At 60.3% G+C, this 25,574-nt stretch carries 24 protein-coding genes and 1 tRNA gene; 10 read left to right on the top strand and 15 right to left on the bottom strand.

Annotated elements, in window-relative coordinates:
* Positions 1–36: 36 nt before the first annotated feature.
* Entirely contained in the window at positions 37–441 is a 405-nt protein-coding gene (locus BCY88_RS19140; protein WP_028197697.1) for a PaaI family thioesterase, read from the bottom strand.
* 201 nt (positions 442–642) lie between these two features.
* Between BCY88_RS19140 and BCY88_RS19135 the strand changes: the two genes are divergently transcribed.
* The 3 genes from BCY88_RS19135 (at position 643) to BCY88_RS19125 (ending at position 2,274) form a co-directional block, all read left to right on the top strand.
* A tRNA-Lys gene (locus tag BCY88_RS19135) sits at positions 643–718 on the top strand.
* A 135-nt stretch (positions 719–853) separates the two neighbouring features.
* Positions 854–1,600 carry a UPF0149 family protein gene (locus BCY88_RS19130; RefSeq protein WP_120345780.1) on the top strand — a complete coding sequence of 249 codons (747 nt, stop codon included), beginning with the start codon at positions 854–856 and terminating at the stop codon, positions 1,598–1,600.
* A gap of 86 nt (positions 1,601–1,686) precedes the next feature.
* The gene (locus BCY88_RS19125) at positions 1,687–2,274 is read left to right on the top strand and encodes a LysE family translocator (protein WP_120345779.1); all 588 of its coding nucleotides are present in this window, start codon (positions 1,687–1,689) and stop codon (positions 2,272–2,274) included.
* A gap of 28 nt (positions 2,275–2,302) precedes the next feature.
* On the opposite strand, the gene BCY88_RS19120 is transcribed toward BCY88_RS19125, so the two are convergent.
* Complete coding sequence (locus tag BCY88_RS19120) at positions 2,303–3,187, bottom strand: helix-turn-helix transcriptional regulator (RefSeq protein ID WP_120345778.1); 885 nt, start codon at positions 3,185–3,187, stop codon at positions 2,303–2,305.
* Between the two features lie 217 nt (positions 3,188–3,404).
* Here BCY88_RS19120 and BCY88_RS19115 point away from each other — a divergent pair, with 217 nt between their 5' ends.
* Positions 3,405–4,064 carry a PadR family transcriptional regulator gene (locus tag BCY88_RS19115; protein ID WP_120345777.1) on the top strand — a complete coding sequence of 220 codons (660 nt, stop codon included), beginning with the start codon at positions 3,405–3,407 and terminating at the stop codon, positions 4,062–4,064.
* Complete coding sequence (locus tag BCY88_RS19110; RefSeq protein ID WP_120345776.1) at positions 4,061–5,440, top strand: FAD-dependent oxidoreductase; 1,380 nt, start codon at positions 4,061–4,063, stop codon at positions 5,438–5,440. Before BCY88_RS19115 ends, BCY88_RS19110 begins: the two co-directional genes overlap by 4 nt.
* Position 5,441: 1 nt before the next feature.
* Here the strand turns inward: BCY88_RS19110 and BCY88_RS19105 are convergent, their stop codons facing one another.
* From BCY88_RS19105 to cadR, 5 genes are all read right to left on the bottom strand, one after another.
* Positions 5,442–6,236 carry an ABC transporter substrate-binding protein gene (locus BCY88_RS19105; protein ID WP_120345775.1) on the bottom strand — a complete coding sequence of 265 codons (795 nt, stop codon included), beginning with the start codon at positions 6,234–6,236 and terminating at the stop codon, positions 5,442–5,444.
* 24 nt (positions 6,237–6,260) lie between these two features.
* Positions 6,261–7,415 (bottom strand): pyridoxal phosphate-dependent aminotransferase, encoded by a 1,155-nt coding sequence (locus tag BCY88_RS19100; protein WP_120345774.1) that lies wholly within the window; start codon positions 7,413–7,415, stop codon positions 6,261–6,263.
* A 359-nt stretch (positions 7,416–7,774) separates the two neighbouring features.
* Entirely contained in the window at positions 7,775–9,178 is a 1,404-nt protein-coding gene (gene dbpA / locus BCY88_RS19095; protein WP_120345773.1) for an ATP-dependent RNA helicase DbpA, read from the bottom strand.
* A gap of 53 nt (positions 9,179–9,231) precedes the next feature.
* Positions 9,232–9,432, bottom strand: a complete 201-nt coding sequence (locus tag BCY88_RS19090) for a hypothetical protein (protein WP_120345772.1) — start codon at positions 9,430–9,432, stop codon at positions 9,232–9,234.
* Positions 9,433–9,542: 110 nt separating this feature from the next.
* Entirely contained in the window at positions 9,543–9,974 is a 432-nt protein-coding gene (gene cadR, locus BCY88_RS19085; protein WP_120345829.1) for a Cd(II)/Pb(II)-responsive transcriptional regulator, read from the bottom strand.
* A gap of 81 nt (positions 9,975–10,055) precedes the next feature.
* Between cadR and BCY88_RS19080 the strand changes: the two genes are divergently transcribed.
* The 3 genes from BCY88_RS19080 (at position 10,056) to BCY88_RS19065 (ending at position 14,886) form a co-directional block, all read left to right on the top strand.
* On the top strand, positions 10,056–12,611 hold the full coding sequence (locus BCY88_RS19080) for a heavy metal translocating P-type ATPase (protein WP_404935704.1): 2,556 nt from the start codon (positions 10,056–10,058) through the stop codon (positions 12,609–12,611).
* A 294-nt stretch (positions 12,612–12,905) separates the two neighbouring features.
* The gene (gene adh / locus BCY88_RS19070; RefSeq protein ID WP_120345770.1) at positions 12,906–14,426 is read left to right on the top strand and encodes an aldehyde dehydrogenase; all 1,521 of its coding nucleotides are present in this window, start codon (positions 12,906–12,908) and stop codon (positions 14,424–14,426) included.
* Between the two features lie 64 nt (positions 14,427–14,490).
* Positions 14,491–14,886, top strand: a complete 396-nt coding sequence (locus tag BCY88_RS19065) for a DUF779 domain-containing protein (RefSeq protein ID WP_120345769.1) — start codon at positions 14,491–14,493, stop codon at positions 14,884–14,886.
* Positions 14,887–14,916: 30 nt separating this feature from the next.
* Here BCY88_RS19065 and eat read toward each other — a convergent pair whose 3' ends face one another.
* Positions 14,917–16,320, bottom strand: a complete 1,404-nt coding sequence (gene eat, locus BCY88_RS19060) for an ethanolamine permease (RefSeq protein WP_120345768.1) — start codon at positions 16,318–16,320, stop codon at positions 14,917–14,919.
* A 255-nt stretch (positions 16,321–16,575) separates the two neighbouring features.
* Here eat and BCY88_RS19055 point away from each other — a divergent pair, with 255 nt between their 5' ends.
* The gene (locus BCY88_RS19055) at positions 16,576–17,442 is read left to right on the top strand and encodes an AraC family transcriptional regulator (protein ID WP_120345767.1); all 867 of its coding nucleotides are present in this window, start codon (positions 16,576–16,578) and stop codon (positions 17,440–17,442) included.
* A gap of 569 nt (positions 17,443–18,011) precedes the next feature.
* Complete coding sequence (locus BCY88_RS19050; RefSeq protein WP_310796125.1) at positions 18,012–19,493, top strand: reverse transcriptase family protein; 1,482 nt, start codon at positions 18,012–18,014, stop codon at positions 19,491–19,493.
* A gap of 68 nt (positions 19,494–19,561) precedes the next feature.
* Here BCY88_RS19050 and BCY88_RS19045 read toward each other — a convergent pair whose 3' ends face one another.
* The 7 genes from BCY88_RS19045 to BCY88_RS19015 all read right to left on the bottom strand — a co-directional run bounded on the left by BCY88_RS19045 (position 19,562) and on the right by BCY88_RS19015 (position 25,430).
* Entirely contained in the window at positions 19,562–20,005 is a 444-nt protein-coding gene (locus BCY88_RS19045; protein ID WP_147408532.1) for a hypothetical protein, read from the bottom strand.
* 120 nt (positions 20,006–20,125) lie between these two features.
* Positions 20,126–22,477: a T6SS phospholipase effector Tle1-like catalytic domain-containing protein gene (locus BCY88_RS19040; RefSeq protein ID WP_120345764.1), complete on the bottom strand. Its 2,352-nt coding sequence runs from the start codon at positions 22,475–22,477 to the stop codon at positions 20,126–20,128.
* The gene (locus BCY88_RS19035; protein WP_120345763.1) at positions 22,474–23,064 is read right to left on the bottom strand and encodes a DUF3304 domain-containing protein; all 591 of its coding nucleotides are present in this window, start codon (positions 23,062–23,064) and stop codon (positions 22,474–22,476) included. Before BCY88_RS19035 ends, BCY88_RS19040 begins: the two co-directional genes overlap by 4 nt.
* A complete protein-coding gene (locus BCY88_RS19030) occupies positions 23,061–23,630 on the bottom strand; it encodes a DUF3304 domain-containing protein (protein ID WP_120345762.1) in 570 nt (189 codons plus the stop codon). Before BCY88_RS19030 ends, BCY88_RS19035 begins: the two co-directional genes overlap by 4 nt.
* Positions 23,627–24,193 (bottom strand): DUF3304 domain-containing protein, encoded by a 567-nt coding sequence (locus BCY88_RS19025; RefSeq protein ID WP_404935705.1) that lies wholly within the window; start codon positions 24,191–24,193, stop codon positions 23,627–23,629. Before BCY88_RS19025 ends, BCY88_RS19030 begins: the two co-directional genes overlap by 4 nt.
* 35 nt (positions 24,194–24,228) lie before the next feature.
* On the bottom strand, positions 24,229–25,068 hold the full coding sequence (locus BCY88_RS19020) for a DUF4123 domain-containing protein (RefSeq protein ID WP_120345760.1): 840 nt from the start codon (positions 25,066–25,068) through the stop codon (positions 24,229–24,231).
* On the bottom strand, positions 25,065–25,430 hold the full coding sequence (locus tag BCY88_RS19015) for a vWA domain-containing protein (protein WP_147408531.1): 366 nt from the start codon (positions 25,428–25,430) through the stop codon (positions 25,065–25,067). The genes BCY88_RS19020 and BCY88_RS19015 overlap by 4 nt, the downstream gene beginning before the upstream one ends.
* Between the last annotated feature and the right edge of the window lie 144 nt (positions 25,431–25,574).

The raw sequence follows: 25,574 nt of genomic DNA, 5'->3' as shown, positions 1-25,574 counted from the left end.
TTCCTCTAATACGGCTCGCGGGCCCGCTTTTGGGTCTCAGTCGAGCAGCGCGTAGGTGGTGGTGGCGTGGACGGCCATGTTGCCGGCTTCGTCGAATAACTCGACTTCGCCGAATACCAGATTGCGGCCCATGCGCAGCACGCGCGCGGTAATCAGCACATCGCCATTGCGAACCGCGCGCATGAAACTGATGTTGAGCGACACCGTGCTCATCGGCTTGAAGCCGCCGAGCGCGGCCGAGATGGCGACGATCATCGCCGTGTCGGCCGCTGCCATAAAGACCTGGCCGCAGATCACGCCACCCGAATGGCGCAGGCCGCCGGAAAACGGCAGGCGCAAAGTCGCGCTTTCTTCGTCGACCTTGACCGGGGTCAGCGTGAGCGCACGGACCCACGGTGCGAGGATGCGGTCGAGCAACTCGTTAATCTCTTTGTCATCCATGGCGGTCCCCGGTCGGAAGCCGCGCGAGGCTTCGAGCGGCAGGTGTCCGCGACATGATACCGGGACGGTGGGCCATGCGCCTTTCTGGTGCCTGACGGCAGCCAACCGCGGATACAGGACCGCCCGCCGCAGATTTTTTAAGAAATCTGCTAAAGGGGCTTGGCAATCTCGGAAAGTTACTGCATAATTTCGCTTCTGTTTGGGGCGTTAGCTCAGCTGGTAGAGCAGCGGACTCTTAATCCGTAGGTCGACAGTTCGAATCTGTCACGCCCCACCAAAGAAATTCAGTAGAAAGCCCGGTCCTTGCGACTGGGCTTTTTGCTTTGCGGCGCCGGTACGGTGTGAGAATACTGCCTCCGCATTCCCCCGACATGCCATCGGGACCCACGATCCGAAGCGCCCGAGCCTCACTATGTCCAAATCAAAACTCGCCCCCGCCGATCTGGCCATCCCGCTCTCAGAAGAAGAGTTCGACGAACTCGACGAGTTTCTGATTTCCGACCTGACCTCGGAAGAGACACTGACGATCGAGGGGCTCGACGGTTATCTGACCGCGATGGCCATCGGGCCGACTACCGTTCCGCCCAGTTTCTGGCTGCCGGGCGTCTGGGGCCCAAGCGAGAATGACACACCTGCATTCGAAACGATGGATCAGGCGCAGCACATTCTCGGACTGATCTTGCGGAACATGAACGGCATCATTACCTGCCTGGAAGATGATCCCGATGCGTTCGAGCCGGTATTCGGCTTCGTCAGCCTTGACGAGAGCGGCACCGAATTCATCGACGGCGAAGCGTGGGCAGTGGGCTTCATGCAAGGTCTCATGCTCGTTCGGGCGGATTGGCAAGCCTTGTTCGATAGCGAGCAGGGCCGGCAATGGCTAACGCCGATACGTCTGATGGGCGCCCGGGATCTCACTCGGGAAGAGGAAGAATTGATCGGCACGCCGGAACAGGACGAAGCCCTCACCAAACAGATCCCGGCCAGCATCGCAGCGATTTATCGTTTCTGGCTTCCCTATCGCCAGGCTGTCCATGAGCAGAAGCTCGCCGCCGCGGCCCAGCGCACCGAACCCAAGGTCGGCCGCAACGACCCCTGTCCTTGCGGCAGCGGCAAGAAATTCAAGAAATGCTGCGGCGCTGCGGCGGACCTTCACTGAAAGCAATTTCCTTCAATACACCCCGCCCCACCGCCCGATACCGTTGAGCGTCGCAAATCCTGCGCACTCACGTATCGAGGCATCAGATGACCGTCTTACTCTCCATGGCCGCCTTCGCGTTGGCCTCGTCGATTTCTCCCGGTCCGGTCAATGTCGTCGCGCTCAGTGCCGGCGCACAGCATGGCTTCACCGCAAGCATGCGGCATGTGACCGGCGCGACCGTCGGGTTCACCTTGCTGCTCTTGCTTATCGGTCTGGGCCTGCATGAGTTGCTCGCGCATTTCCCCAATCTGATCGACATCGTCAAATGGGCCGGCGTCGGCTTTCTGTTTTACATGGCCTTCAAACTCGCCGTCGATGACGGCAAGCTCGGCGCCGACAAGCCCGATCGCGGACCATCCTTCGCCTACGGCGCGGCGATGCAGTGGCTCAATCCGAAGGCCTGGCTCGCCTCACTGGCCGGCATGGGCGCCTACGCGGCGGACGGCGACGGCCGGCTCGTCTGGCAATTCACCATCGTGTATTTCGTGGTTTGCTATCTGTCGATTGCCAGTTGGGCGTATGCCGGCACCTTCCTGCGTCGATACCTGCAGGAGCCGAGGCGCGTGAGGTTATTCAATCGTGCGATGGCGGCTTTGCTCGCGGCAAGCGCGTTGTATCTGCTGATAGCGTGACGCTGAGCGCGCAACGCCCGCGCCCGATTCAACTGCGATACTGCCCCGGCGTTGCCGCGACCAGCCGCTTGAAAGTCCGCTGCAAATGCGCCTGATCGGCAAAGCCCGCATCGAGCGCCACGTCCGCGATCGGGTAGCCGCGCCGAAGCTGCGCGCGGCTGTACTGGATGCGCCGGTTGATCAGATACGCATGCGGCGTCATGCCATAACGCTGTTTGAACGCGCGGATCAGGTGCGAGGCGGAAAGCTCGGCCGCCTTGCAGACATCCTCCAGCTTCAGCGGACGCGTGCAGTTTTCGGCGATGAATTCCGCGGCGCGCGCGAGTTGAGCATTCGCGCCCTCATCCGGCAACGGTGCCGGATTCAGCTTCTGTTGCACTTCCGAGAAGAACGTGACCGTCGCGCTCTCCTTGCGCATGGCCTCGCTTCCATCGTCGACGAGGATTGCATATAGACGGTTCAAACCGTCGAACAGCGCCGGGTCCGCTGTCATGGTCTGCGAGAAAGCGCTAAACGCGTAGTTGTCGCTGAAACCCAGATCGTGTTGCAGCTCCGTGAGCCAATCGACCTCGACATGCAGCATCCGATACGACCAGCGCTCGTCGGCAACCGGATTGCACGCGTGTACGTCGTCCGGATTCATCATCACCACCGCACCCGCGCCGATCCATTCCCTTGCGTGGCGATTCACGTACACGCTCCGCCCGCCGGTGACGGCGCCGATCGAAAACGTCTCATGCGAGTGTTTGGCGTAGCAAAGCTCGCGGCCATCCTCGATGGAGCGCGCCTCTATGAACGGCAACGCGTCATCGCGCCAGAACTTCGGTGCGGCAGCCTGCGCAACAGCCGTCGCCACTGAGTCGGCTGTGTCACCTACGTTGTTTGCGTCACGCCAGTCGTTCGTCCCGCTCATCGCAGCTCTGCCTCATCGCAGCTTTGTCTCATCGCAGCTTTCTCGCCCGCGCCTATGCACAACGGCGCGAACCACATCGTAACGGCGCAATCCGTCGCGGACCAGCGCCCGCAACATCGCGGCCACAGAAAACTTTGGCATTCCACGCTTGCCAGCGCCAACTATCTAGTTATATTATGACTAGATACACAAAGACTAGTTTATGCCCACTCCACCCATGGTCCGTCACTCTCCGCTTGCCCTCGCTGTTCTCGCCATGCTGACCGAAGCGCCCATGCATCCGTACCGGATGCAGCAGCTCATCAAGGCCCGCGGCAAAGACGAGGTCATCAACGTCGGTCAGCGCAACAGCCTGTACCAGACGATCGACCGCCTGCTGCGCGGCGATCTGATCGCCGTCCGCGAAACGGAACGCGACGGCGCGTTTCCGGAACGCACGGTCTACGAAATTACCGAAGCCGGCCGCGACACTGGGCGTCTATGGCTGCGCGAACAGCTCGCGCAGCCCGCCCGCGATTTCCCGGCCTTCCCGGCCGCGCTCTCCTTCCTGCCGCTGCTCTCGCCTGACGACGTGTGCCGCCAACTCGTTACCCGCATCGGCGCACTCGAACGGGAATTGATCCGATTCGACGAGGCCACGGCCCAGGCCGCCGAGATACAGGTACCGCGGCTTTTCCTGCTCGAAGGCGAACTGATGCGCGCGCAACTGGTGGTCGAGCTGGACTGGGTTCGCAGTGTGGTGGCCGATCTGAAGGCCGGCACGCTGACCTGGAGCCCCGAATGGCTCGAAGAGATCGCTCAACGTTTCATATTGCCGGCCGGCGAAACCAGGTACCGGCCGACCCAACCTGCCGCAAAGAAGGGGACGAAGTCATGAGTCGTGAACCCATGGAAGTGATCGTGATCGGAGCAGGCACTGGCGGCCTCTGTCTTGCGCACGGATTGAAGCGCGCGGGCATCAACGTGAACGTCTACGAACGCGATCGCACGCGCGCGGACGGTTTGCAGGGCTATCGGGTCGGGATCAATCCGCACGGGCTGGCTTCGCTGGAAGCCTGTCTGCCGCCGGAACTTTATGCGACGTTTCTGGCGACCTGCGCACGCACGCCCGGCCACTTCAACATCCTGACCGAGCGAATGACCGAACTGCTCACGGTACCGCTCGAAGACGAATCGATGAGCGGCGGCAAGTCGGTCAGCCGGATGACGCTCAGGCAAGTGCTGCTCACCGGCCTTGAAGCGCACGTGCATTTCGACAAGACGTTCACGTCGTACGAACAACATGCCGATGGCAGCGTCACCGCGCATTTTGCGGACGGCACGCACGTCACAGCGGATCTGCTGGTCGGCGCGGACGGCGCGCGCTCGAAGGTGCGCCGCCAGTTGCTGCCAGACGCGCGGCTGGAAAACACCGGCATCGTCAGCGTCGGCGCAAAGGTGCCGATGGATGAAACGTCACGCGCGCTGCTGCCGCCCAAGGTACTCGACGGCATTACGCTGATCAACGCACCAAAGGGCTACGGCGGCATCGTGCACGTGATGGAATTTCCCTGGCGCGCGGATGGCAACGGCATGAAGGAAGGCATCGGCAACAACGACGCCGAGTTGCTTTCGCGTTGGCCCGGCCTGCTCTACGACAACACGCGCGACTATCTGATGTGGGGTGTCTGGGGCGCCTTGCACAACTTGCCGGCCGATCCCAAATCGCTTGGACAGGCTGCGTTACTCGCGCTCGCCACGCAGATCACCGATGGCTGGCATCCCAATCTGCGCGCGCTGATTCGCGCATCGGATCCGTCCACGGTCTTCAGCGTCGATGTGCGCACATCGGTTCCGGTCGACGCATGGCCGACCACCAATGTCACGGTACTGGGCGATGCCGTGCATCTGATGACGCCGGGCCGCGGCGTGGGCGCGAACACCGCGTTGCGCGATGCCGCGCTGCTCGCCTCGCGTCTGGCCGATGCGCAGCAGGGCAAGCTGTCGGGTCACGACGCGGTCGCGGGTTACGAGGAGGAGATGCGCCGCTACGGCTTTCACGCGGTCGCGGAATCACGCAAGCAGTTCGACGCAAGTGGCGCGCTGCATCGGCCAGTGGTCGGGCGCATGGCGTTGAGCGCGATGCGCACCACCTTGCGCGTGGTGAACAACGTGCCGATGCTCAAGCGCCGCATGATCGACGCCGAGAACGAGTTTCGCGGCGTCGACCGTCACGCGCCGCCCGCCGCCTCCGGCCATCCGCAGGGTCAATAAGTTACTTCGCGCTCACGTCGATATTGCCGAGATACTTCGCCGCGAGCGTCTTCACCGTCCCGTCGGTCTGGACCTTGGCGATCGCCGCGTTCAGTTGATCGCGCAGCGCGGTATCGCCTTTGCGAATCCCGTATGCAATGCCGCTGCCGAGGATCTTGTCATCGCGCACCGGCTGGCCGACGAACGCGTAGTCCTTGCCGCTAGGCTTCGACAGAAAACCGGTCTGCCCGGCCGGCGCGAGAACGAGCGTCGCATCGAGCCGGCCCGCCACGAGATCCGTGTACACCTGGTTCTGATCCTGATACGGCACGACCGTCACGCCAGCCGGTTCCCAGTGCATCTTCGCGAAGGTTTCCTGAATCGACGCCTGCAACACGCCGACGCGCTTGCCCTTCAACGATGCCGGCGTCGGCAGCAAACCGCTGTCGCGTTTCGCGATCAGCTGCGTCGGCACGCGATACACGACGGTGGTGAAATCGATCGCCTGGCGGCGCTGCTCGGTGGCGTTCATGGCCGAATTGATCGCGTCGAACTTGCGGCCCTGCAGCGCGGGAATCAGGCCGTCGAACGAGGTTTCGACCCATTTGCAGGTCATATGCGCGGCAGCGCAGACGGCATTGCCGACGTCGATGTCGAGACCTTGCAGCTCACCGTTCGGCCCTTTCGATTCGAACGGCGGATACTGCGCCTCGAGTCCAAAACGCAGCGTCGATGTGTCGGCAGCGAGCGCGGCCGACGACGCGGCAATCGACGCGCATGCGCAGGCCAGCGCCAATAGAGGCTTGAACAATTTCATAACAGGTCCCTTTTCCTTCGAAAATCAGATTTCACACAAGCGCCGTGCGCCTTCGATCAAGGTCGCGTCGTCCTTCGAGAAGCTCAGGCGAATCAGGCCGGAATCCGTGCCGTCGGTATAGAACGCCGACAGCGGAATCGTCGCGACCCGCGCATCGCGAATCAGGCGCAGCACGAAATCGCTATCGCTTTCGTCGGAGAAACCGCGAAAACGCGCCAGCATGAAGAAGCTGCCTTCGCTCGGCAACAGCTCGAAGCGTGATTCGCGCAGCGCATGCGCGAGCAGATCGCGCTTCTTCTGATAGAACGCGGACAGACCGAGATAGCTCTCGCGATTGGCCAGCGCATCGACAAAAGCGTACTGCATCGGTGTATCGGCAGAAAACACCATGAACTGATGGACTTTGCGAATTTCCTGCATGAGCGCGGCGGGTGCGAGGCAATAGCCGACGCGCCAGCCCGTCACATGATAGGACTTGCCGAACGACGACACGATCACGCTACGCTCCGCGAGTTCGGCGTCGCACGCCATGCTCTGGTGTTTGGCGCCGTCGAACACCACGTGTTCATACACTTCGTCGGCAAGAATCACGATATCGGTATTGCGCGTCACGGCCTTCAGGCGCGCGATGTCCGCCTCGCTGAACACGGTCGCGGTCGGATTGTGCGGCGTGTTGATGATGATCATGCGCGTCTTCGGCGTGATCGCGGCGGCGACCTCGTCCCAGTTCACGCGAAAATCGGCGAGCGACAGCTTGATCGGGACCGGCGTCGCGCCTTGCAGACGAACGATCGGGCCGTAGCTGTCGAATGACGGTTCGAAGTAAATCACTTCGTCGCCAGGATGCACCAGCGCGCTGATCGTGGAATACAGGCCTTCGCTGGCGCTGGCGATCACGGTGACCTCGCTCGACGGGTCGTAGCGCACGCCATACAGCGTCTCAACCTTGTCGGCGAGCGCTTCGCGCAAGGTGGCGATGCCGGCCATCGGCGCGTACTGGTTATGACCGGCGCGCATGGCTTGCGCGACACCGTCCACCAGTTTTGCGTCGGGCGCGAAATTCGGCGCGCCTTGCGACAGGTTCAGCGCGTCGTGCTGCGCGGCCAGTTGGCCGATCACGGTAAAAATCGTCGTGCCTACGTCAGGCAGTTTTGAGCGGGCTTGCATGGCGCTCTGCATAAGGCTATCTCCCTTTCTCCATCCGGCAGCGGATTCGCGGACTGCCCATTGCGCGGCGGTCCCATCCGGTTTGATGAATTAGGCATCAGCCAAAGAACGCTCACAATCGAAACTTTGTCATGCGCGGCATGCGTTTACGTCATGGCTCGCGCAATCGCGCGCCAGGGTGGGCCAAGGCAATGAAATCCGGGGTTTAGCGGGGAAAATGCAGCCGCGCGGGGAGCGCGTAAAACAGCCGAGGTATGACGTATTGTGATGCGAGGCGGTGATGCGAAGTTGCACACAATGCGCAACGGCAATGCCGGTTAACCCGGCTGCGACCAGGCGGTCGCAGCCGTCGAAAACCAGCTAGTCGACGATCAGGCGTCGTCCATCATGCGGACTTTGACCTTCTTGCCCTTCACCTTGCCGCCGCTGAGCTTGCGCAATGCCTCACGCGCGATGCTGCGCTCCACGGCCACATAGGTCGACATTTCAGTCACGTTGATCTTGCCGATCTGCGAACCGGCGAATCCTGCTTCACCTGTCAGCGCGCCGAGTACGTCGCCCGGACGAATCTTTTCCTTTCGCCCGCCGAGAATCTGCAGCGTTTCCATGGGCGGCAGCAGGCGCTCGTTACTCGCGGGCTTGAGATCCGCCAGCTTGTGCCACTCGACTTCACGCTTTTGCGCCTGTTCGAGACTGCCCACGCGCCCCATCTCGTTCATGCTGGCGAGGCTGAGCGCCCAGCCTTCCTGATCGGCCCGGCCCGTGCGGCCGATACGGTGCACATGCACCTCCGGATCCGGCGTCACGTCGACGTTGATCACCGCTTCGAGCTCCGCGATGTCGAGACCGCGCGAGGCGACGTCGGTGGCAACCAGCACCGAGCAACTGCGGTTCGCGAACTGGATCAGCACCTGATCGCGTTCACGCTGGTCGAGTTCGCCGTGCAGCGCGAGTGCATGAAAACCCTGCGCGCGCAGCACATCGAGCAGATCGCGGCATTGCTGCTTGGTGTTGCAAAACGCCAGCGTGCTCACCGGGCGATAGTGGTTCAGCAGCAGACCCACTGCATGCAGACGCTGGTCTTCGGTGACTTCGTAAAAGCGCTGACGAATCTTGGTGTTGTCGTGCCGCTCAGCAAGCTTCACTTCCTTCGGATTACGCAGGAATTGCTGGCTCAGCTTGACGATGCCTTCGGGGTAGGTGGCGGAAAACAGCAGCGTTTGCCGCTCTTTCGGGCATTGCTTCACCACGGTCGCGATATCGTCGAAGAACCCCATGTCGAGCATGCGGTCGGCTTCGTCGAGCACCAGCGTGTTGAGCGACTGCAAGGGCAGGCTGCCGCGCTCGAGGTGATCCATGATCCGGCCCGGCGTGCCGACCACGATGTGCGCACCGTGTTCGAGGCTGGCGGTTTGCGGACGCATCGGCGTACCGCCGCACAGCGTCAGCACCTTGATGTTTTCTTCGGCGCGCGCCAGACGGCGGATTTCCTGCGTGACCTGATCGGCGAGTTCGCGCGTCGGGCACAGCACCATCGCCTGCACGGCGAAATTGCGCACGTCGAGGCGGTTGAGCAACGCCAGCGAAAACGCCGCAGTCTTGCCGCTGCCGGTTTTCGCCTGGGCGATGAGGTCGCTGCCGGCCAGCGCGATCGGCAGGCTCGCGGCCTGAATCGGCGTCATCTCGACATAGCCGAGCTGCGTCAGATTGGCGAGTGTGGCGGGCGGCAGCGGTAGCTGGCTAAACGGCGCACCGGCTTGAGTAGGAGTGTTCATAAGGTGAGTGCTCGCAATCGACTGAAGAGGCTGAAGGGACCGAAGGCCTGGGATTACTCGGCCATCGGGCCGGCGGAGGGTCGGCCTTCGATCTGCTCGTACAGCACCGAGCCATCTTCCCCTTCGAAACGCTCGACGTAATTGCGCGCCCCGCACATCGGGCAACGGAACAGGAGTCCCTGCCCTTCATTCTTGATGACGACGTCCGACATTTCCCACTGCTCGCCGCAGGGCTGGTTTCTACAGGTAAACACGTTGATTCTCCAACTGGATTCGATTGTTTGTCAGGCGGGCCGTACAAATGGCCCAGCCATGCGTGCTGCCGCTGCCATGGTCGGCGCGCTGCCAGTACGGGCGGAGGACTTCAGCCCAGATGCGTATGCCGCACCCGCGTTGCGCTCACGTCCATTTCGTTGAGCCCCTGGACGATGCCGCAGTCTTCAACGGCCTGTTCGCCGTGGCATTGCTCGCGCAGCGTGGTCAGTTGCACTTTTAGTTGCTTCAGTTCGTCGATACGCGTGTCGACGTGCGCAATGTGCTCGTCGATCAAGGCATTGATGCTGCCGCAGCCGTCCGCCGGTGCGTCGGTCAGACGCAGCAGCGCGCGGATTTCGTCGTGGGTCATATCGAGCGCACGGCAATTGCGGATAAAGCGCAGGCGTTCGACGTGCCTTGCCGAATAGCTGCGGTAATTGGCCTCGGTGCGCTCCGCTTCGGGCAACAGGCCCTCTTTTTCGTAGAAACGGATGGTTTCGGTCGTGCAATGGGCGATTTTCGCCAGTTCGCCGATTTTCATGGACCCTCCCGGATTGCGGCCTTGACCTTGTAGTGGCTTCAAGGTGTTTACTAGACCACAAATCGAACCAGGAAGCCACCCATGCCTAACGACAATCTCGCCGAAGCGGACCGCCCCGAACAGGCCAAAGCCAGTGCCCATGGGCACGAAGGCCACGCCCACAAGCACGCCGATGACAATGCTCGCAGCCACGGGCATGGCGCAGGCTGCGCTCACGACCACGCGGCGCCCGCTCAGGCGCACGAACACGAACACGCTCATGAGCATGGTGAAAGTTGTGATCATGGGGCCAAAGCACACGCCCACGAGCCCGCTCATGCCCACGGCGACAGCTGCAGCCACGGCCACGAAGCGCATGCTCATGAACAGCATGACGATCACGCCCACGGCGAAAGCGGCGCCCACGACCATAAAGCGCACGGCCACGCCCATGCCCACGAGGCACACCAGGCCCACCGCCACGCCGAGGCCAGCTGCTGCGGCACCGCGCACGTGGCCGCCGTACCGGTCAAGCTCCCGCAATCGGAAGCGGTCGGCAACGACGTGCGCACCGCGATCCGCATCATGCAGATGGATTGTCCGACCGAAGAAGCGCTGATCCGCAAGAAATTCAGCCGCATGCCACAGGTGCGCGGCATGGACTTCAACCTGATGCAGCGCGTGTTGACCGTCGTCCACGCGCCGGACGCGCTCGACTCGATCCTCGCCGCGATCCGTTCGCTCGACTTCACGCCTGAACTGGCGGATGCGAACCCCGGCACGGCCGCCGCCCCGGAGGCGCCGCCCAAGCCATGGTGGCCGCTGGCGCTCGCCGGCGTTGCCGCGGTGGGCTCAGAGGCCGCCAGCTGGCTTGGCGCCTCGACCTGGCTGGCAGCGGGTCTGGCGATCCTCGCGATCGCCGCCTGTGGCCTCACGACGTACAGAAAGGGCTGGCTCGCGATCCGCAACGGCAACCTGAACATCAACGCGCTGATGAGCATTGCGGTGACCGGCGCGCTGATCCTGCAGCAATGGCCGGAAGCCGCGATGGTGATGGTGCTCTTCACGATAGCCGAGCTGATCGAAGCGAAATCGCTCGACCGCGCCCGCAATGCCATTCAGGGGCTCATGCAACTCACGCCCGAGCAGGCCAGCGTGCAGCAAGCCGACGGAAGCTGGCAGCTCGTCGACCTCAAGTCGATCGCGCTCGGCGCGGTGGTGCGCGTGAAGCCGGGCGAGCGGATTGCGCTGGACGGCGCAATCGTCGCGGGCCGCTCGAGCGTCGATCAGGCGCCGATCACCGGCGAAAGCCTGCCGGTCGACAAGACCGTGGGCGACGCGGTGTTCGCCGGCACGATCAACCAGGCCGGCTCGTTCGACTATCGCGTCACGGCCGCCGCCAGCAACACGACGCTCGCGCGCATCATTCACGCGGTCGAAGAAGCGCAAGGCACCAAGGCGCCCACCCAGCGTTTCGTCGATCAGTTCGCGCGCGTCTATACGCCGATCGTGTTCGCGGCGGCACTCGCCGTGGCGGTGCTGCCACCGCTGCTGTTCGGCGGACAGTGGCACGAATGGGTCTACAAGGCACTGGTGATGCTGGTGATCGCCTGTCCGTGCGCGCTGGTGATCTCGACGCCGGTCACGATCGTCAGCGGCCTCGCGGCGGCCGCACGCAAGGGCATTCTGATCAAAGGCGGCGCCTACCTAGAACAGGGCCGCAAGCTGAGCTGGCTCGCGCTAGACAAAACCGGCACGATCACGCACGGCAAACCCGTGCAAACCGAATTCGAGATGCTGGCCGACATTGACGTCGTTCGTTGCAGGACACTCGCGGCGAGCCTTGCGGGCCGCTCGGATCATCCGGTTTCGATGGCAATCGCGGCAGCCGCAAAGAGCGAGCGCGTCGCCAGCGCCACGGTCGAGGCTTTCGAGGCACTGGCGGGGCGCGGCGTACGCGGCGAAATCGACGGCCTGCCGTATTGGCTCGGCAATCATCGGCTGGTCGAAGAGCTCGGACGCTGCTCGAAGTCGCTCGAAGCGAAGCTGGATGCCCTCGAAGGGCAAGGCAAAACCGTCGTCATGCTGGTGGATGCCGAACGCGTGCTCGCGCTGTTCGCCGTCGCCGATACGGTAAAGGACACGAGCCGCGCGGCCATCGCCGATTTGCAGCGTCTCGGCGTGCGCGCCGCCATGCTCACCGGCGACAACCCGCACACCGCTGCCGCAATCGCGCAGCAGGTCGGTATCGATGAAGCGCGCGGCAATCAGTTGCCCGAAGACAAGCTGAACGCGGTGGACGGCTGGTCGAAAGGCGGTGCGACGGTCGGCATGGTCGGCGACGGCATCAACGACGCCCCCGCTCTCGCGCGTGCCGATATCGGCTTCGCGATGGGCGCGATGGGCACCGACACCGCGATCGAAACCGCCGACGTCGCCCTGATGGACGACGATCTGCGCAAGATTCCGCAATTCATCCGTCTATCGAAGGCGACGCATTCGGTGCTGGTGCAGAACATCACGCTGGCGCTGGGCATCAAGAGTGTGTTCCTCGTACTGACGATGATGGGTCTGGGTACGATGTGGATGGCCGTGTTCGCCGATGTGGGCGCGAGCCTGCTGGTGGTGGCGAACGGCTTGCGACTCCTGCGCAAGTAAACGCCCGCCTCCCGCGCGTGGGCATTTCAACCTGCCCACCTTTGCTTTGATCGCCTGTGCAGGTGTTCACACGCTGTTCAATTCCTGAACAGCGCTGTGCACGCTGATCAGAAACGACACGCTCATTCCCCTGAAAAATGAACCACGCCACACGCCCGCGCTTCGCGGGCGTGCCTGCTGCGCGCGCACGACATGCCCGCGCGGCGCATTGGCACAGTTCTGGCTGTAGCCTCTCGCGGCCAAGCGAAATATCGCGCCGAATATAGCCCATTCAATCATGTGAGGAGCACACAGATGAATCACGCAGAGATGCAGTTTCTGACTACCGAATTCCCGTACAAAAAACAGTATGGGAATTTTATCGGCGGCGAATGGGTAAAGCCTGTGGGTGGCGAATACTTCGACAACGTGTCGCCGATCACCGGCGAGCCGTTTACGTCGATCCCGCGCTCACGCGAAGCCGATATCGAACTCGCCCTCGACGCCGCGCATCGTGCGAAAACAGCATGGGGCAAAACCTCGACCACCGAACGCGCGAACATCCTGAATCGTATCGCCGACCGGATGGAAGCGAATCTGCAACGCATCGCCGTGGCTGAAACGATCGACAACGGCAAGCCGCTACGCGAAACAATGGCAGCGGATATCCCGCTAGCCATCGATCATTTCCGCTATTTCGCCGGCGCCGTGCGTGCACAGGAAGGCGGGATCTCCGAGATCGACCACGACACCGTCGCCTATCATTTTCACGAACCGCTCGGCGTGGTCGGCCAGATCATCCCGTGGAATTTCCCGATCCTGATGGCGGTATGGAAGCTCGCGCCCGCTCTCGCCGCCGGCAACTGCGTCGTGCTGAAACCGGCCGAACAAACGCCTGCGTCGATTCTCGTGTTGCTCGAACTGATCCACGATTTGCTGCCGCCGGGCGTGCTGAACGTGGTGAACGGGTTCGGCCTCGAAGCCGGCAAACCGCTCGCGTCGAGCAAGCGCATCGCGAAGATCGCGTTTACGGGGGAGACCACGACCGGCCGCCTGATCATGCAGTACGCGAGTCAGAACATCATTCCCGTGACGCTCGAACTCGGCGGCAAAAGCCCGAACATTTTCTTCGCCGACGTGATGAACGCGGACGACAGCTATTTCGACAAGGCGCTCGAAGGCTTCACGATGTTCGCGCTGAATCAGGGCGAAGTGTGCACGTGTCCGTCGCGCGTGCTGGTGGACGAAAAGATCTACGACCGCTTCATGGAACGCGCATTGAAGCGCGTGGCCGCGATCACGCAAGGCCACCCGCTCGACACGAAGACGATGATCGGCGCGCAGGCTTCGCAGGAACAGCTCGAAAAAATCCTCTCGTACGTCGACCTTGGCAAACAGGAAGGCGCCGAGTGTCTCATCGGCGGTGAGCGCAATACGCTCGGCGGCGAACTGAGCAAGGGCTACTACGTGAAGCCGACGGTATTCCGTGGTCACAACAAGATGCGCATCTTCCAGGAAGAAATCTTCGGGCCGGTCGTCTCCGTGACGACCTTCAAGAACGAAGACGAAGCACTCGAGATCGCCAACGATACGCTCTACGGTCTGGGCGCCGGTGTATGGACGCGCGACGGCACGCGCGCCTATCGCTTCGGCCGGCAAATCCAGGCGGGCCGCGTGTGGACCAACTGCTATCACGCGTACCCCGCGCATGCCGCGTTTGGTGGCTACAAGCAATCGGGCATCGGCCGCGAAAATCACAAGATGATGCTCGACCACTATCAGCAGACCAAGAACCTGCTGGTCAGCTATAGCGACAAGCCGCTCGGCTTCTTCTGAGCGTAGCGACCCTGTCCAGGCGAGCCGCATTACGCGGCTCGCTCTTTTTCAGCGAGGGTATGTGATGGCTGACGAGAAGGAAGTGGCCCGCGTGATCGCCACGCCGGCCGCGATCGAATTGATCGACAAGCTATGCGCCGAACATGGTGCCGTGCTGTTTCACCAATCCGGTGGATGCTGCGACGGCAGCGCGCCCATGATGTTCCCTCAGAGCGAGTTCATGGTCGGTTCGTCCGATGTGAAACTCGGCACGATTGCCGGCGTGCCGTTCTACATGAGCGAATCGCAGTTCGAATACTGGCAGCACACGCAATTGATCATCGACGTGGTGCCGGGCAATGGCGGCATGTTTTCTCTGGAACGCCCGAGTGGACTACGATTCCTGACGCGCTCGCGACTCTTCGAAGACAATGAAAACGCGTGGCTCGAAACACATCCGGTAGCGCGGGCGGACGCCTAAGGTTCTCATGTCACGCCGGCGCCCGGACTGTCATTCTTCGAGCAAGACGTCCGATGGCGCCGCTTCGCGTTGATGGCGCGTCAACAGGAAGTAGACGTAACCGAGCGCGAGGAAGATCGCGAACACGATGGCCACCAGGAAATTGAAGTAGACCATTGTCGCCAGACAGATCACCGCGGCCACCAGCGCGAACGCCGGAAAGAACGGAAACAGCGGCGCGCGGAACGGGCGCTCCATGTCCGGATCTGAGCGGCGCAGCTTGAACAGCGACAACATGCTGATGATGTACATCACGATCGCGCCGAAGACGGACATCGTCACGATGTTCGCCGTCAGCGTCTGACCGCCGAACTGGATCAATTCGTCGCTATAGATCGCGGCGATGCCGATCACGCCGCCTGCGATGATCGCGCGATGCGGCGTCTTGAAGCGCGGATGCACCTTGGAGAGCCACTCCGGCAGATAGCCCGCGCGGGCCAGCGCGAAGATCTGGCGTGAGTATCCAAGGATGATGCCGTGAAACGACGCGACGAGCCCGAACAGGCCGAGCCACACCAGCATATGCATCCAGCCGCTATGTTCGCCGACAATGAATTTCATGGCCTGCGGCAGCGGATCATTGATGTTCGCGAGCTTGGTCCAGTCACCGGCGGCGCCTGCGAACACCATGACGCCGATGGCGAGCAACACCAGGGTCAGAATGCCAGCCACATAGGCGATCGGAATTGAACGCTTAGGATTCCTGGTTTCTTCGGCAGCCATTGCCACGCCTTCGATCGCGAGGAAAAACCAGATGGCGAACGGAATCGCCGCGAACATGCCGTGAAATGAACCCATGCTAAAGGTGTCCGCACCGGCCCAACCGCCCTTCGTGAAGTTCGACCACTGGAAACCTGGCGACACGACGCCCATGAACACCAGCAATTCGAAGATCGCAAGCAGCGTCACGCACAGTTCGAAGGCCGCGGCAATCTGCACGCCGACGATGTTCAGCGCCATGAAGATCAGATACGCGCCCATTGCAGCGTGTTTCGGTTCCAGACCCGGAAACTGCACGTGCAGATAGGCACCGATCGCCAGTGCAATGGCGGGCGGTGCAAAAACGAATTCGACCAGGGTCGCCGCGCCCGCCAGATAACCGCCGGTCGGACCAAAAGCATGCCGCGCGTAGGCGAACGGGCCGCCCGCATGCGGAATCGATGTGGTGAGTTCGGTGAAACTGAAAATGAAGGTGGTGTACATCGCTGCGATAAAAATCGCCGTGATGACGAAGCCGAGCGTACCCGCGCTCGCCCAGCCGTAGCTCCAGCCGAAATACTCGCCGGAAATGACCAGGCCGACCGCGATCCCCCACAGTTGCCACGTGCCGAGGGTCTGCTTCAACTCGTGATGCGTAACTTTACCGACGTGCTGACTGCTGGATTCTGACTTCATCGGACGCTCCTGAGGTTGCCGCTTGCCCGCGCGTAGCAAGGCTTTGCGGCGCGCGGGCGGACAGGCTTCAACCGATGGTAGTGAGCCATTATTCGAGGTGTTATCGAAAATCGGCAAAGTCAGGGCATGCTTGTGTCAGCGGGTGCAGGGCTCCGTTTGCCCGCATTGGATGAAGTTCGCAGGATTTGGTAAACGGGGACGTGGTACTTTTGTCCCCATCCCTTCGGCAATCTTCTCGCGGTTAGCCACTCACTCATGAACCCATCGGACAATCGGGCGCGCTACGAAACTCGGCTGAGCCGCGTGCTCGACCACATTTACGATCACCTCGATGAGCCGCTGGATATCGATCGTCTGGCGGACATTGCCTGCATGTCGCCGTATCACTGGCATCGCATCTATCAGGCGATGTACGGCGAGACTGTCGCGACGACTGTGCGCCGCTTGCGGCTGCATCGCGCGGCGGGATATCTGGCGAACGGCACGATGCCGATCGCGGAAATTGCAGAGCGCTCGGGCTATAGCAGTTTGCAGTCTTTCTCGCGCACCTTTCGCGCCGTGTTTGGCATTCCGCCGGCGCAGTACCGCAAGCAGGGAACACATAGCCGGTTTCGTCCGGCGCTTTCAGGAGACGATCAAATGACAATGCGTGAAGTGGTGATTCGTCACGTTGAACCGATGGAGGTTTTGTCGGTGGATCACGTGGGGCCGTATATGCAGATCGGCAAAGCGTTCGACGGCCTGTTCGGCTGGCTGGCGAAACATAATTTGCTGGCGGGGCAGATGCGCATGATCGGGATTTACTACGACGATCCTGGCGTGGTGGAAGAGAACGCATTGCGCTCGAAAGCCGGCGCGCTGTTGCCGCATCCGGTGCAGGCTTCGGTGACGGTGAGTCCACCCGTTTCGGTGGCGCATGTGAAAGGCGGTGAGTACGCGGTGCTGCGGCACAAGGGGCCGTATAGCGATATGCGTGCGGCTTATGAGTGGTTGTATGGGACATGGCTTGTGCAGTCGGGGCGAGAGGCCGCGGATGCGCCGGTGTTCGAGGAGTATTTGAATAGCCCCAAGGAGACTGCGCCTGCTGAGCTCCTGACCGAGATCTGTTTGCCGTTGGTTTGATGAATCTGGTGGGGTTGTGCTTGCAGTTGTTCCTGTTCTGCCTGCTTTGTGCATGTTTACGCAGCGGCTTTCCGGATGCCTCTCTGGTTTTTATAGTCTTTGTATATGTATACGTAGTAATAGTTAACAAGCATCGCACCTGGCTGTGGATAACCTGAATCTTCGTTTACGGATCAAGGGGCTGCGAAATCCATAACCCTGCGCAGCGCGCGCGGACAGGAAGGCGGAGCCAGGGAAAACTTTTGATCGGCCTGGCGGGGTCGCGGATTTATCAAGGTTTCACCCACAACGTGTCAGGTGGCTTGTACAAAAGTTGTCCAGAGGGGGTTGTGGATAAGTGGGCGGTTCTTTGCGGGTAACGTGGTTGCATGTCAGGCGCGGCGACGAACGGATGTTTGGTGCGTATCTGTCCGTCTACACTTGTGTAAAACCTTGTCGCAAAAGATTGCTTCGTACTGCCAATGCGTTGACAACGCCGAGCCGTGTCGCTTATCTTCGACCCGCGGGACGGCTGGTCAAGCTTGCCAAGGTACAGGCAGTATTCGTTCCGGGCACTACGGGGCTACCCCGTGGATCAGAAAGACCTCCGCAGTTCGTCGCATGAGCCTCATCTGCGCCTTGCGCAGCGGCGCTCACGCAGCACAAGACGCGTTGACTGGCCGTCCCGCCCCTCTCTTTGCTCTATGCCCTCATCTTCCCTGCAATTTGTCACCTATACGATCGCCGACGCCATGTTGGGCGGCCCGCCCGAGCCCGCCGCGATGGTTGCGCGGATGACGTTTGTGTTGGGTGAACCCGCGGACTGGATGAACCGGTTGGCCGGAAGGGTTGCGAAGCGATTTGGCTCGCGGTGGGATAGCGTCGAAAGCAAAGAATTATCGAAGGTCATTGCTGAGACCACGGGCTTCGTCGCAGCGTGGACGGGTGAGAACCGGCCGAGGGTTGTTCGTGTGTTACCTCGGCCTCCTGTTCAGCGGCCGGCCCCTCCCTGGTTGCATGGCGCGGTGCTACCGCAGCTCCCGACGCTCGGCGATCTCGCCGCGTGGCTGGAAATCGAAGCTGGCGAGCTGGACTGGTTTGCCGATCGATGGCGTTTGCCGGCGCAGAGTGCGGCGACACCGCTTCATCACTATTCGTACAAGGCGATCGAAAAGCGCGACGGTCGGTGTCGAATCATCGAAGTGCCCAAATCACGCTTGCGGGCTTTGCAGAGGAAGGTGCTGCATGGTTTGCTCGATCGCATTCCCGCTCACGACGCAGTGCATGGTTTTCGACGTGGCCGGAATGCAGTTACGTTCGCGGCGCCTCATGCGGGTAAAGCGGTTGTGATTCGCTTCGATTTGACGGATTTTTTTGCATCGGTTCATTCGGGGCGCGTTTACTCCGTGATACGTGCTTTGGGATATCCGTTGGAAGTTGCCCGGGCGTTAACTGCGCTGTGTACCAATCGCGTGCCGAGTGCCCGACTGCTGGCACCGGACGTGCGAGACCGGATCGACTGGCTGGAACGGCAGCGATATCGGAACCGGCATTTGCCGCAGGGCGCGCCGACTTCGCCGGCGCTGGCGAATTTGTGTGCCTTTCGGTTAGATCTGAGGCTGGCTGGGTTGGCGCGGGCTTTAGGCGCGACGTACACGCGCTATGCCGATGATCTCGCGTTCTCCGGCGGTGACGATCTCGCGCGAGTGGCTCAGCGGCTTGAGATTCGCGTGGCGGCGATTGCTATTGAGGAAGGGTTTGCGGTCAATCTACGGAAGACACGGGTGATGCGGCGGGGGACAAGGCAGCATCTGGCTGGGGTTGTGGTGAACAGTCATCCGAATCTTGCGAGGACTGAGTTTGATGCTTTGAAGGCGGTGCTGACGAATTGTGTGCGGCTTGGGCCGGCTTCGCAGAATCGCGAGGGGCATGCGGAGTTTCGGGCGCATCTTGCTGGGAAAGTTGCGCATGCTGCGATGTTGAATGCGGCTCGGGGGGTGAAGCTGAAGGTGATCTTTGATCGGATTGTGTGGGAGGAAAAGCTCGCGGGTGAGGTGGGACCGGGCGCGTGAAACGAGAAGTTTGATAGCCGGAACGGACGATCACAGATCCGGGCGCTATACGAGGCGCCAGGATCAATTCAAACGACATCCTGCATGCCATCGACAAGGGTTTTCGTTCGCTGGAAGTACGCGGTCGCGGGTTTCCGATAGAGCAGATAGATGAACAGCATAAACAGCAGGAGCGGCGCCGAAGCCAGATACACGATTTGCTGCATCGGAATGCTCATTACCATATTCGCAAGGCCAACTCCCTCTGCTCCCACATACACAACTCGGCCCCACCTGAGTCCCAGGAGGATCGCGATGCCAGCCGCGGTACAAAGCGTTGTCGCAATTATCGGGACCACTACCATCGTCCACACCGGGGGTTGGTCCAGGCTTAGGCTGGTGATGTCTGTTTGCTCTCGCAGCATGAGCATCAAATAAGCAAGTGATCCGCCATTTGAAATGATAGAAAACCACCCAAGGATGGTTAGGGAAATTGGCCTTCGGGTCGTGGTTTTCTTCAAGATTGCTTGCATGGGGCTCGCCTCAGATGCGAAATACAGGGTTGTGCAATCCATACTCAGCCGCTTCATTGCCCGCCTGTCTCCGCTAGCGGCGCGCGGAGTTGACGGCCGCGCTTAAACAAAGCCAGGTGCTTAATGAAAAATCCCACTTAAGCCCTGCATGTCAACTCTCTGCTGCATCGCTTTCCGCTCATCCTCCTGGTTCTCCTGTACCGTCCTCACATGCGGTGCATCCCAACGCACGCCATTGATGTACACCGTGCGCCAGCGCAAGTAGCCCCATAGGAAATAGAATTCGCGGCCGCTTTTCTGGAAGGCCAAGCCTTTGCTCACCTTGGGGTCGGTCAAGACGGCGCTGTCACTAGGCGCCGACGGGTCTTTTGCCTGACGCGCTGTTTGTGCCGACTGCATGGCCGAATCGTAGCGCTTCAGCTGGTCGGTTTCCTGAGCGGTGAGAGGAGACTTGGGTTCCGGGCCCACCATGACAGCCGGATAGCCAGAATAACTCGCGGGCATCACCACTTTAGATTGCGCTTGCCATGCGGCATGCTGGCGTTCGAACGCGGCCTGTTTGTCTTTCAGCGCCTTGATCTGTTCGTAATTCCATACGTCGTCATCCGCGCCGAGCGGTTTAAACCAGGCGCGTGAGTCGTGCATGTAGTTGTCATAGAGCGCGCTAATCGGCTTCTCCGGCGCATCCATGTTCCAATCGGTACGTACTTCCAACCACTGTTGCCATTTTTCTTCTAGCAAGGCTTTGGCGGCTTTTACGGCGTCGGGTGCAAACGGAGCCACCAATGGTCCGAGGAAGACACTTGCCGGCAACATCATAGGCGACAGCGTAGCCGCGAGCTTCGGATGACTGCGGACGAAATCGGCACCCCCTTCCATCGCATAGCGTGCCAAACTCGGACCGCCATCTTTCTCGCTTTCAAGCAGATCTTGCCATTCCGCCCTGAGTTCCTCGTTTGCACTGTCGAGGTCCACGGCGTCTTGAGGGTAGCCAGCTTGTGCGGCCTTGAAACTCGGTTGCGCCTTGAGATCTGTGAGCCGTTGCTTGCGCCAGCGCAGATAAAGTCCATAGTGCGTGCGCATCAAACCCGGTGTACCGTTTTCTGCCACGGAGAAGTAGCCAGCGCTGGTCTTGACGTAGGCCGAGAAGGCTTCTTTCAGACCGGCCGAAATTTTGAAGGCGTCAACCGCGCGTGGCGCAATACCTGGGCCTTTGATGTCCAGTGGCACGCCAGCCTTGCGCGCTTCGCGATACATATCAAGCAGCGGCACCTGCGACAATTTGTCGGAATCGCTCTGGCCGCGCCCTTGCTCAGCAGCGCCGTAACCGCCGCCGACATCGGAGTGCACACCGGGATAGACGATTTCCTCGCGGTCGCCCGTAGCATGATCGATCAGGTCCAGCGGAAATGATCCGCGCGGCTCATGCGCCGCGACCATGTGGACGCAGCGGCGAACATGAAACGGCACTGCCATGTTCTCGGCGCGTCCCCAGCCGCCGTGTCCATCGAACAAGGTGGCAGCGGCACCTTGGGCGATACCCACCGACGCTACTGTGTCGAAGATGCCGAGAAAATCGACCGTGACCGGCACACCGCACAGCGTGAAGCCATCGTCCAACGCATCGACCAGCCAGTTGCAAAACGTGCGCGCTTCTGCGGAGCCGCGCGAAAAACCGAACACCGACAGACGTATGCGCTGCAGCTTCGGTTTGCCCGCGGTCAATTTATTTCCGACCCGCGCGTTCAGTTGTGCACGACGCTCGGCCAATATCTTGCGCCGGCTTTGATCCCATACCTGCAGCGCCTGTTTCCAATTCTTTGAATTGACCGTGTCTTTCCACAATTGCGCCCACACCGTGTCCCTGTCCCAACGCAACTCGGTACCGGTGTGTTCGGAAACCATCATCGTCAAAGCGCCCGAGCCGGCGCTGGCGCGAGCATTGATGTCGCGGATGGAGCCGGGGGCGGGTGGGTTGCTGCCGAGAGCCATGCCAACGAAATTCAGATCGGCGCTCATGGCTTTTGCGATGTCTTTGTCGGTTTTGCCGAGTGCTACGCTAAGTGAGGTACCGAGGACATGGGCATGTACGATGTTATGAATTTGCAACAATGCCCAATTAATGCGCCCTTCTCCCGCCCAGCCGGTCGCCGCGCCTGCTGCTGCCTGCAAACCTGCACCTTGGTCACCGATTTCATTGGCAAAGCGTGTACCGACGCCCGCTATATAGATCGGATAGTGGTAATTATCTAGAGGATAAGTATCAAACAATCGAGCGACATTGCTGTGCTTGTGTACAGGTCGATCGTGATCAGCATTGTTCCGTGTGCCGTCGAAGAAAAAACCCATGTGCATGGTCTTGCAACAGGAGAGGCCGTCGTCCTCGCTAAGGCGACGCAGGATCGCATCCCGTTCTGCTTGAGTCACTACGCCGATATCAGGCCGTTCGTCCAACGCGAATCGAAAACTCATGGCTTGATCCTTTTATCTGGTGTCGGACAGCGCGGATCACTATTTTTTAAAGTGAAATGATCGGGGCATGACTCCCCCGGCTCTTGCAGGCCCTCGGGGAAATCAGGGAATCCAGGCATCCACGGCGATGCATAAACCTTGATCTTGTCATTCGGAAAAAATAGTACCCATAAAAATCCATCCGAGAAATATTCATAGTGCTCAACTGGCACCACTCGGCTTGCCATCGCATTCGGATCTTTTTTATACAACTTGTCGTCCTGCCACTGCACCGTGACGGTCAGACCTGGGTGCCATTTGTGGGGCAGCGAAACGCAGCAGATGACCTTGCTTCCCCAACTGCCAATGCGACTGGGAATAGCCGCGCCCCAAGTCCCATCAACGTAAAAATCTCCGATTGGAACTTCCGTGTAATTCAGTCCATTAAGCTTGAGCCCCATCGGCTCATCTTGCGTTGGCGAGGCGACTTCCGGCGCTTGCAGCGACGACGAATCCGTTGCTCGCGAGCAAGCCGGAAGGACCAGTAATACTATCGCCAGTGGAGCCAGCCATCGCGCGATCTTTGCTATCGTAAAACGTAAATTCATGACTTCATTCTCTTATCAGGTGTCGGGCAGCGCGGATCACTATTTTTTAAAGTGAAATGATCGGGGCATGACTCCCCCGGCTCTTGCAGGCCCTCGGGGAAATTAGGTGAACCCGGCCCCCATTGCGATGCATAAACCCTAATCTTGTCATTGGGGAAAAATAGTACCCATAAAAATCCATCCGAGAAATATTCATAGTGCTCAACAGGCACCACACGGTCCGCCAACGCATTCGGATTTTTCTTGTACAGATTGTCATCCTGCCATTGCACGGTGACGGTCAATCCAGGATGCCACTTCTTCGGTAACGAAACACAACAGATAATCGTGCCACTCCAGCTACCTATGCGGCTGGGAATAGCTGCTCCCCACGTACCATCCGTATAGAAATCTCCAATCGGTATCTCCGTGTAGTTCAAGCCTACAAGCTTCAAACCCATCGTCTCGTCTTCCACTTTCGTCTCCGACGAATCGGTCGTTCTCGAGCATGCCGAGATAGCCAGCGATGCAACTATCAACGGAACCAGCCATCGAGCGATGTCACGCATCACCACGCGGAGATTCATGACGGCTTCATCCTCTTGTCTGGTGCAGGACAACGCGGATCACTATTCTTCAGCGTGAAGTGCTCAGGGCAGGACTCCCCCGGCTCTTGCAGACCCTCCGGAAAATTAGGCGACCCCGGCCCCCACTGCGATGCGTAAACCCTGATCTTGTCATTGGGAAAAAACAGCACCCACAAAAAGCCGTCCGAGAAGTACTCATACTTCTCGACAGGTACCTCCCGGTGCGCCATAGCATCCGGATCCTTCTTATACAAGTTGTCGTCTTGCCACTGCACCATGACCATCAACCCAGGATGCCATTCGTGAGGCAGTGAAACGCAGCAGATGACCTTGCTTCCCCAACTCCCAATACGAGCAGGAATCGCCGCACCCCAAGTTCCGTTAACGTAAAAATCCCCGATCGGAACTTCCGTGTAATTCAACCCATTTAGGTTGAGCCCCATCGGCTCGTGTTCCGCCGAAACTGCAACTGTTCCCGAATCCGATCCCGTCCCCCTCGAACACCCCACGACCACGAATCGCAAAACCACAACCAACCCGAACCAGGCAGCCGCTCTCACCACCGCAAACCGCCCCGCACCCAACGCGTGCTCCACGTTCAAACCTCGGCCAGAAATCCAGCCGCCTCGAGCGCCTCCAAAGCGACTCGCGAAGCGGCCGCGGGCGACGGCAGTTCACCGGCCATTGCCGCGCTGACACATTCATGGACTTGCGACGGCGACGCCGTCAACTGTCCGAAACTCTCCGGCCGCTGTCGAATATGAAAAATCAGCGTGTCGACTTTCGCCGCCAGCTTGAGCGGCTCCAATTGCGACGCGTCCACCTGGTAGGGTTTTTCGTCAGCGATAACCCAGTCATGCGATTGCTCACCACCAGGGACAGAAGCCAGCGCCTCAACCGGTACCAGCGCTCCCCGGCGATCAAAAAACCACCACCCGTCGATCCCGGCAAAAAAACGCGCGCGCTGAGCCGCAGTCAACACATCGGTCCACACAGGCAGGCATCGCGTATCGGCAAAACGCACAAGAAAAGCTTCACCGTCTTCGGTCCGCGCTTCCAGTTGCCGACGCAGATGCGCCGCCAACTCCGCGAGCCGATACGTCGTCGTGCGCAACAGACTGAACATCGGCTGCCCATTGGTTCGCTGCAGCAGCGCCGAACAAAGCGCATCGCGTTGCTCCGGCTGCTCGGGTAACGGCATGAGACAAGGCGATATCTGCATAAGGTTTTCGCCTTCGTACATGCCCTCGTAAAGCGTCACGACGGTACTGCCCAAACTCAGCGGCGGCAGTTCATCACGCAATGACGGCAGGAAGCCCATATCGAACAGTGCGTAGTACCGACCATTGCCCAACGGCGCTTTGTTGAACGCATTGCGCAACTGCTCCAGCGCATCGTCCGGATATGGATCAATCCAATCGGTAGCGTTCACGATCACGCGAGCCTGGTTGCCACAGGGCTATCCGATTGCATCGCAAGCAACAGACGCTCGACACGGACGTTTTCTGAAAATTGAGGAAGAGGCATTTGCATCTGATCCGGGCCGACAAATGCTTGCTGCATACGAGTCACGAGGAATTCGGCCGACAGTGGATTCGTACCACCGCAGGCTTGTCGTTGCCACTCGGCGCGGATGATCCGCGGCGCCAGGCCGGACGAGGCCGTGCGTGACATGCTGCAGCCGCCCCCGCGTTCGGCCAGGTGCGGTGAAATCGAGTCCGGCCCTTCGAGCGAATAAGGGCGGTTTGCACTGGATAATGTTGTTAGCTGCCTGACTGTTAACTGGGAAATAGCGTCCATACGAGTCCCATTACCTATTCGAGCGTGTTTTATTTACCTGCGATGCGGCAACGGATGGTCCAGTTGCGGAAATATTTACTCGCTAATTGCCGTGAGATTCAGCCGGATCGCAGCGTATTCGGATGAAATCCGCGCTAATCCTCA

Source organism: Paraburkholderia fungorum, assembly GCF_003610895.1.
GTDB lineage: Bacteria > Pseudomonadota > Gammaproteobacteria > Burkholderiales > Burkholderiaceae > Paraburkholderia > Paraburkholderia fungorum_B.
The sequence above is the reverse complement of the archived record's forward strand: the minus strand, read 5'-3'. Positions and strand labels throughout refer to the sequence as shown.

Bases quoted from the DNA above. Each gene is read 5' to 3' on its own strand.
- dbpA (WP_120345773.1), bottom strand. From the start codon at position 9,178: ATGAACACTCCTACTCAAGCCGGTGCGCCGTTTAGCCAGCTACCGCTG.
- BCY88_RS19100 (WP_120345774.1), bottom strand. From the start codon at position 7,415: ATGCAGAGCGCCATGCAAGCCCGCTCAAAACTGCCTGACGTAGGCACG.
- BCY88_RS19115 (WP_120345777.1), top strand. From the start codon at position 3,405: ATGGTCCGTCACTCTCCGCTTGCCCTCGCTGTTCTCGCCATGCTGACC.
- BCY88_RS19140 (WP_028197697.1), bottom strand. From the start codon at position 441: ATGGATGACAAAGAGATTAACGAGTTGCTCGACCGCATCCTCGCACCG.
- BCY88_RS19015 (WP_147408531.1), bottom strand. From the start codon at position 25,430: ATGGACGCTATTTCCCAGTTAACAGTCAGGCAGCTAACAACATTATCC.
- BCY88_RS19110 (WP_120345776.1), top strand. From the start codon at position 4,061: ATGAGTCGTGAACCCATGGAAGTGATCGTGATCGGAGCAGGCACTGGC.
- adh (WP_120345770.1), top strand. From the start codon at position 12,906: ATGAATCACGCAGAGATGCAGTTTCTGACTACCGAATTCCCGTACAAA.
- BCY88_RS19045 (WP_147408532.1), bottom strand. From the start codon at position 20,005: ATGCAAGCAATCTTGAAGAAAACCACGACCCGAAGGCCAATTTCCCTA.
- BCY88_RS19065 (WP_120345769.1), top strand. From the start codon at position 14,491: ATGGCTGACGAGAAGGAAGTGGCCCGCGTGATCGCCACGCCGGCCGCG.
- BCY88_RS19035 (WP_120345763.1), bottom strand. From the start codon at position 23,064: ATGAATTTACGTTTTACGATAGCAAAGATCGCGCGATGGCTGGCTCCA.
- eat (WP_120345768.1), bottom strand. From the start codon at position 16,320: ATGAAGTCAGAATCCAGCAGTCAGCACGTCGGTAAAGTTACGCATCAC.
- BCY88_RS19105 (WP_120345775.1), bottom strand. From the start codon at position 6,236: ATGAAATTGTTCAAGCCTCTATTGGCGCTGGCCTGCGCATGCGCGTCG.
- BCY88_RS19080 (WP_404935704.1), top strand. From the start codon at position 10,056: ATGCCTAACGACAATCTCGCCGAAGCGGACCGCCCCGAACAGGCCAAA.
- BCY88_RS19030 (WP_120345762.1), bottom strand. From the start codon at position 23,630: ATGAATCTCCGCGTGGTGATGCGTGACATCGCTCGATGGCTGGTTCCG.
- BCY88_RS19130 (WP_120345780.1), top strand. From the start codon at position 854: ATGTCCAAATCAAAACTCGCCCCCGCCGATCTGGCCATCCCGCTCTCA.
- cadR (WP_120345829.1), bottom strand. From the start codon at position 9,974: ATGAAAATCGGCGAACTGGCGAAAATCGCCCATTGCACGACCGAAACC.
- BCY88_RS19040 (WP_120345764.1), bottom strand. From the start codon at position 22,477: ATGAGTTTTCGATTCGCGTTGGACGAACGGCCTGATATCGGCGTAGTG.
- BCY88_RS19120 (WP_120345778.1), bottom strand. From the start codon at position 3,187: ATGAGCGGGACGAACGACTGGCGTGACGCAAACAACGTAGGTGACACA.
- BCY88_RS19055 (WP_120345767.1), top strand. From the start codon at position 16,576: ATGAACCCATCGGACAATCGGGCGCGCTACGAAACTCGGCTGAGCCGC.
- BCY88_RS19125 (WP_120345779.1), top strand. From the start codon at position 1,687: ATGACCGTCTTACTCTCCATGGCCGCCTTCGCGTTGGCCTCGTCGATT.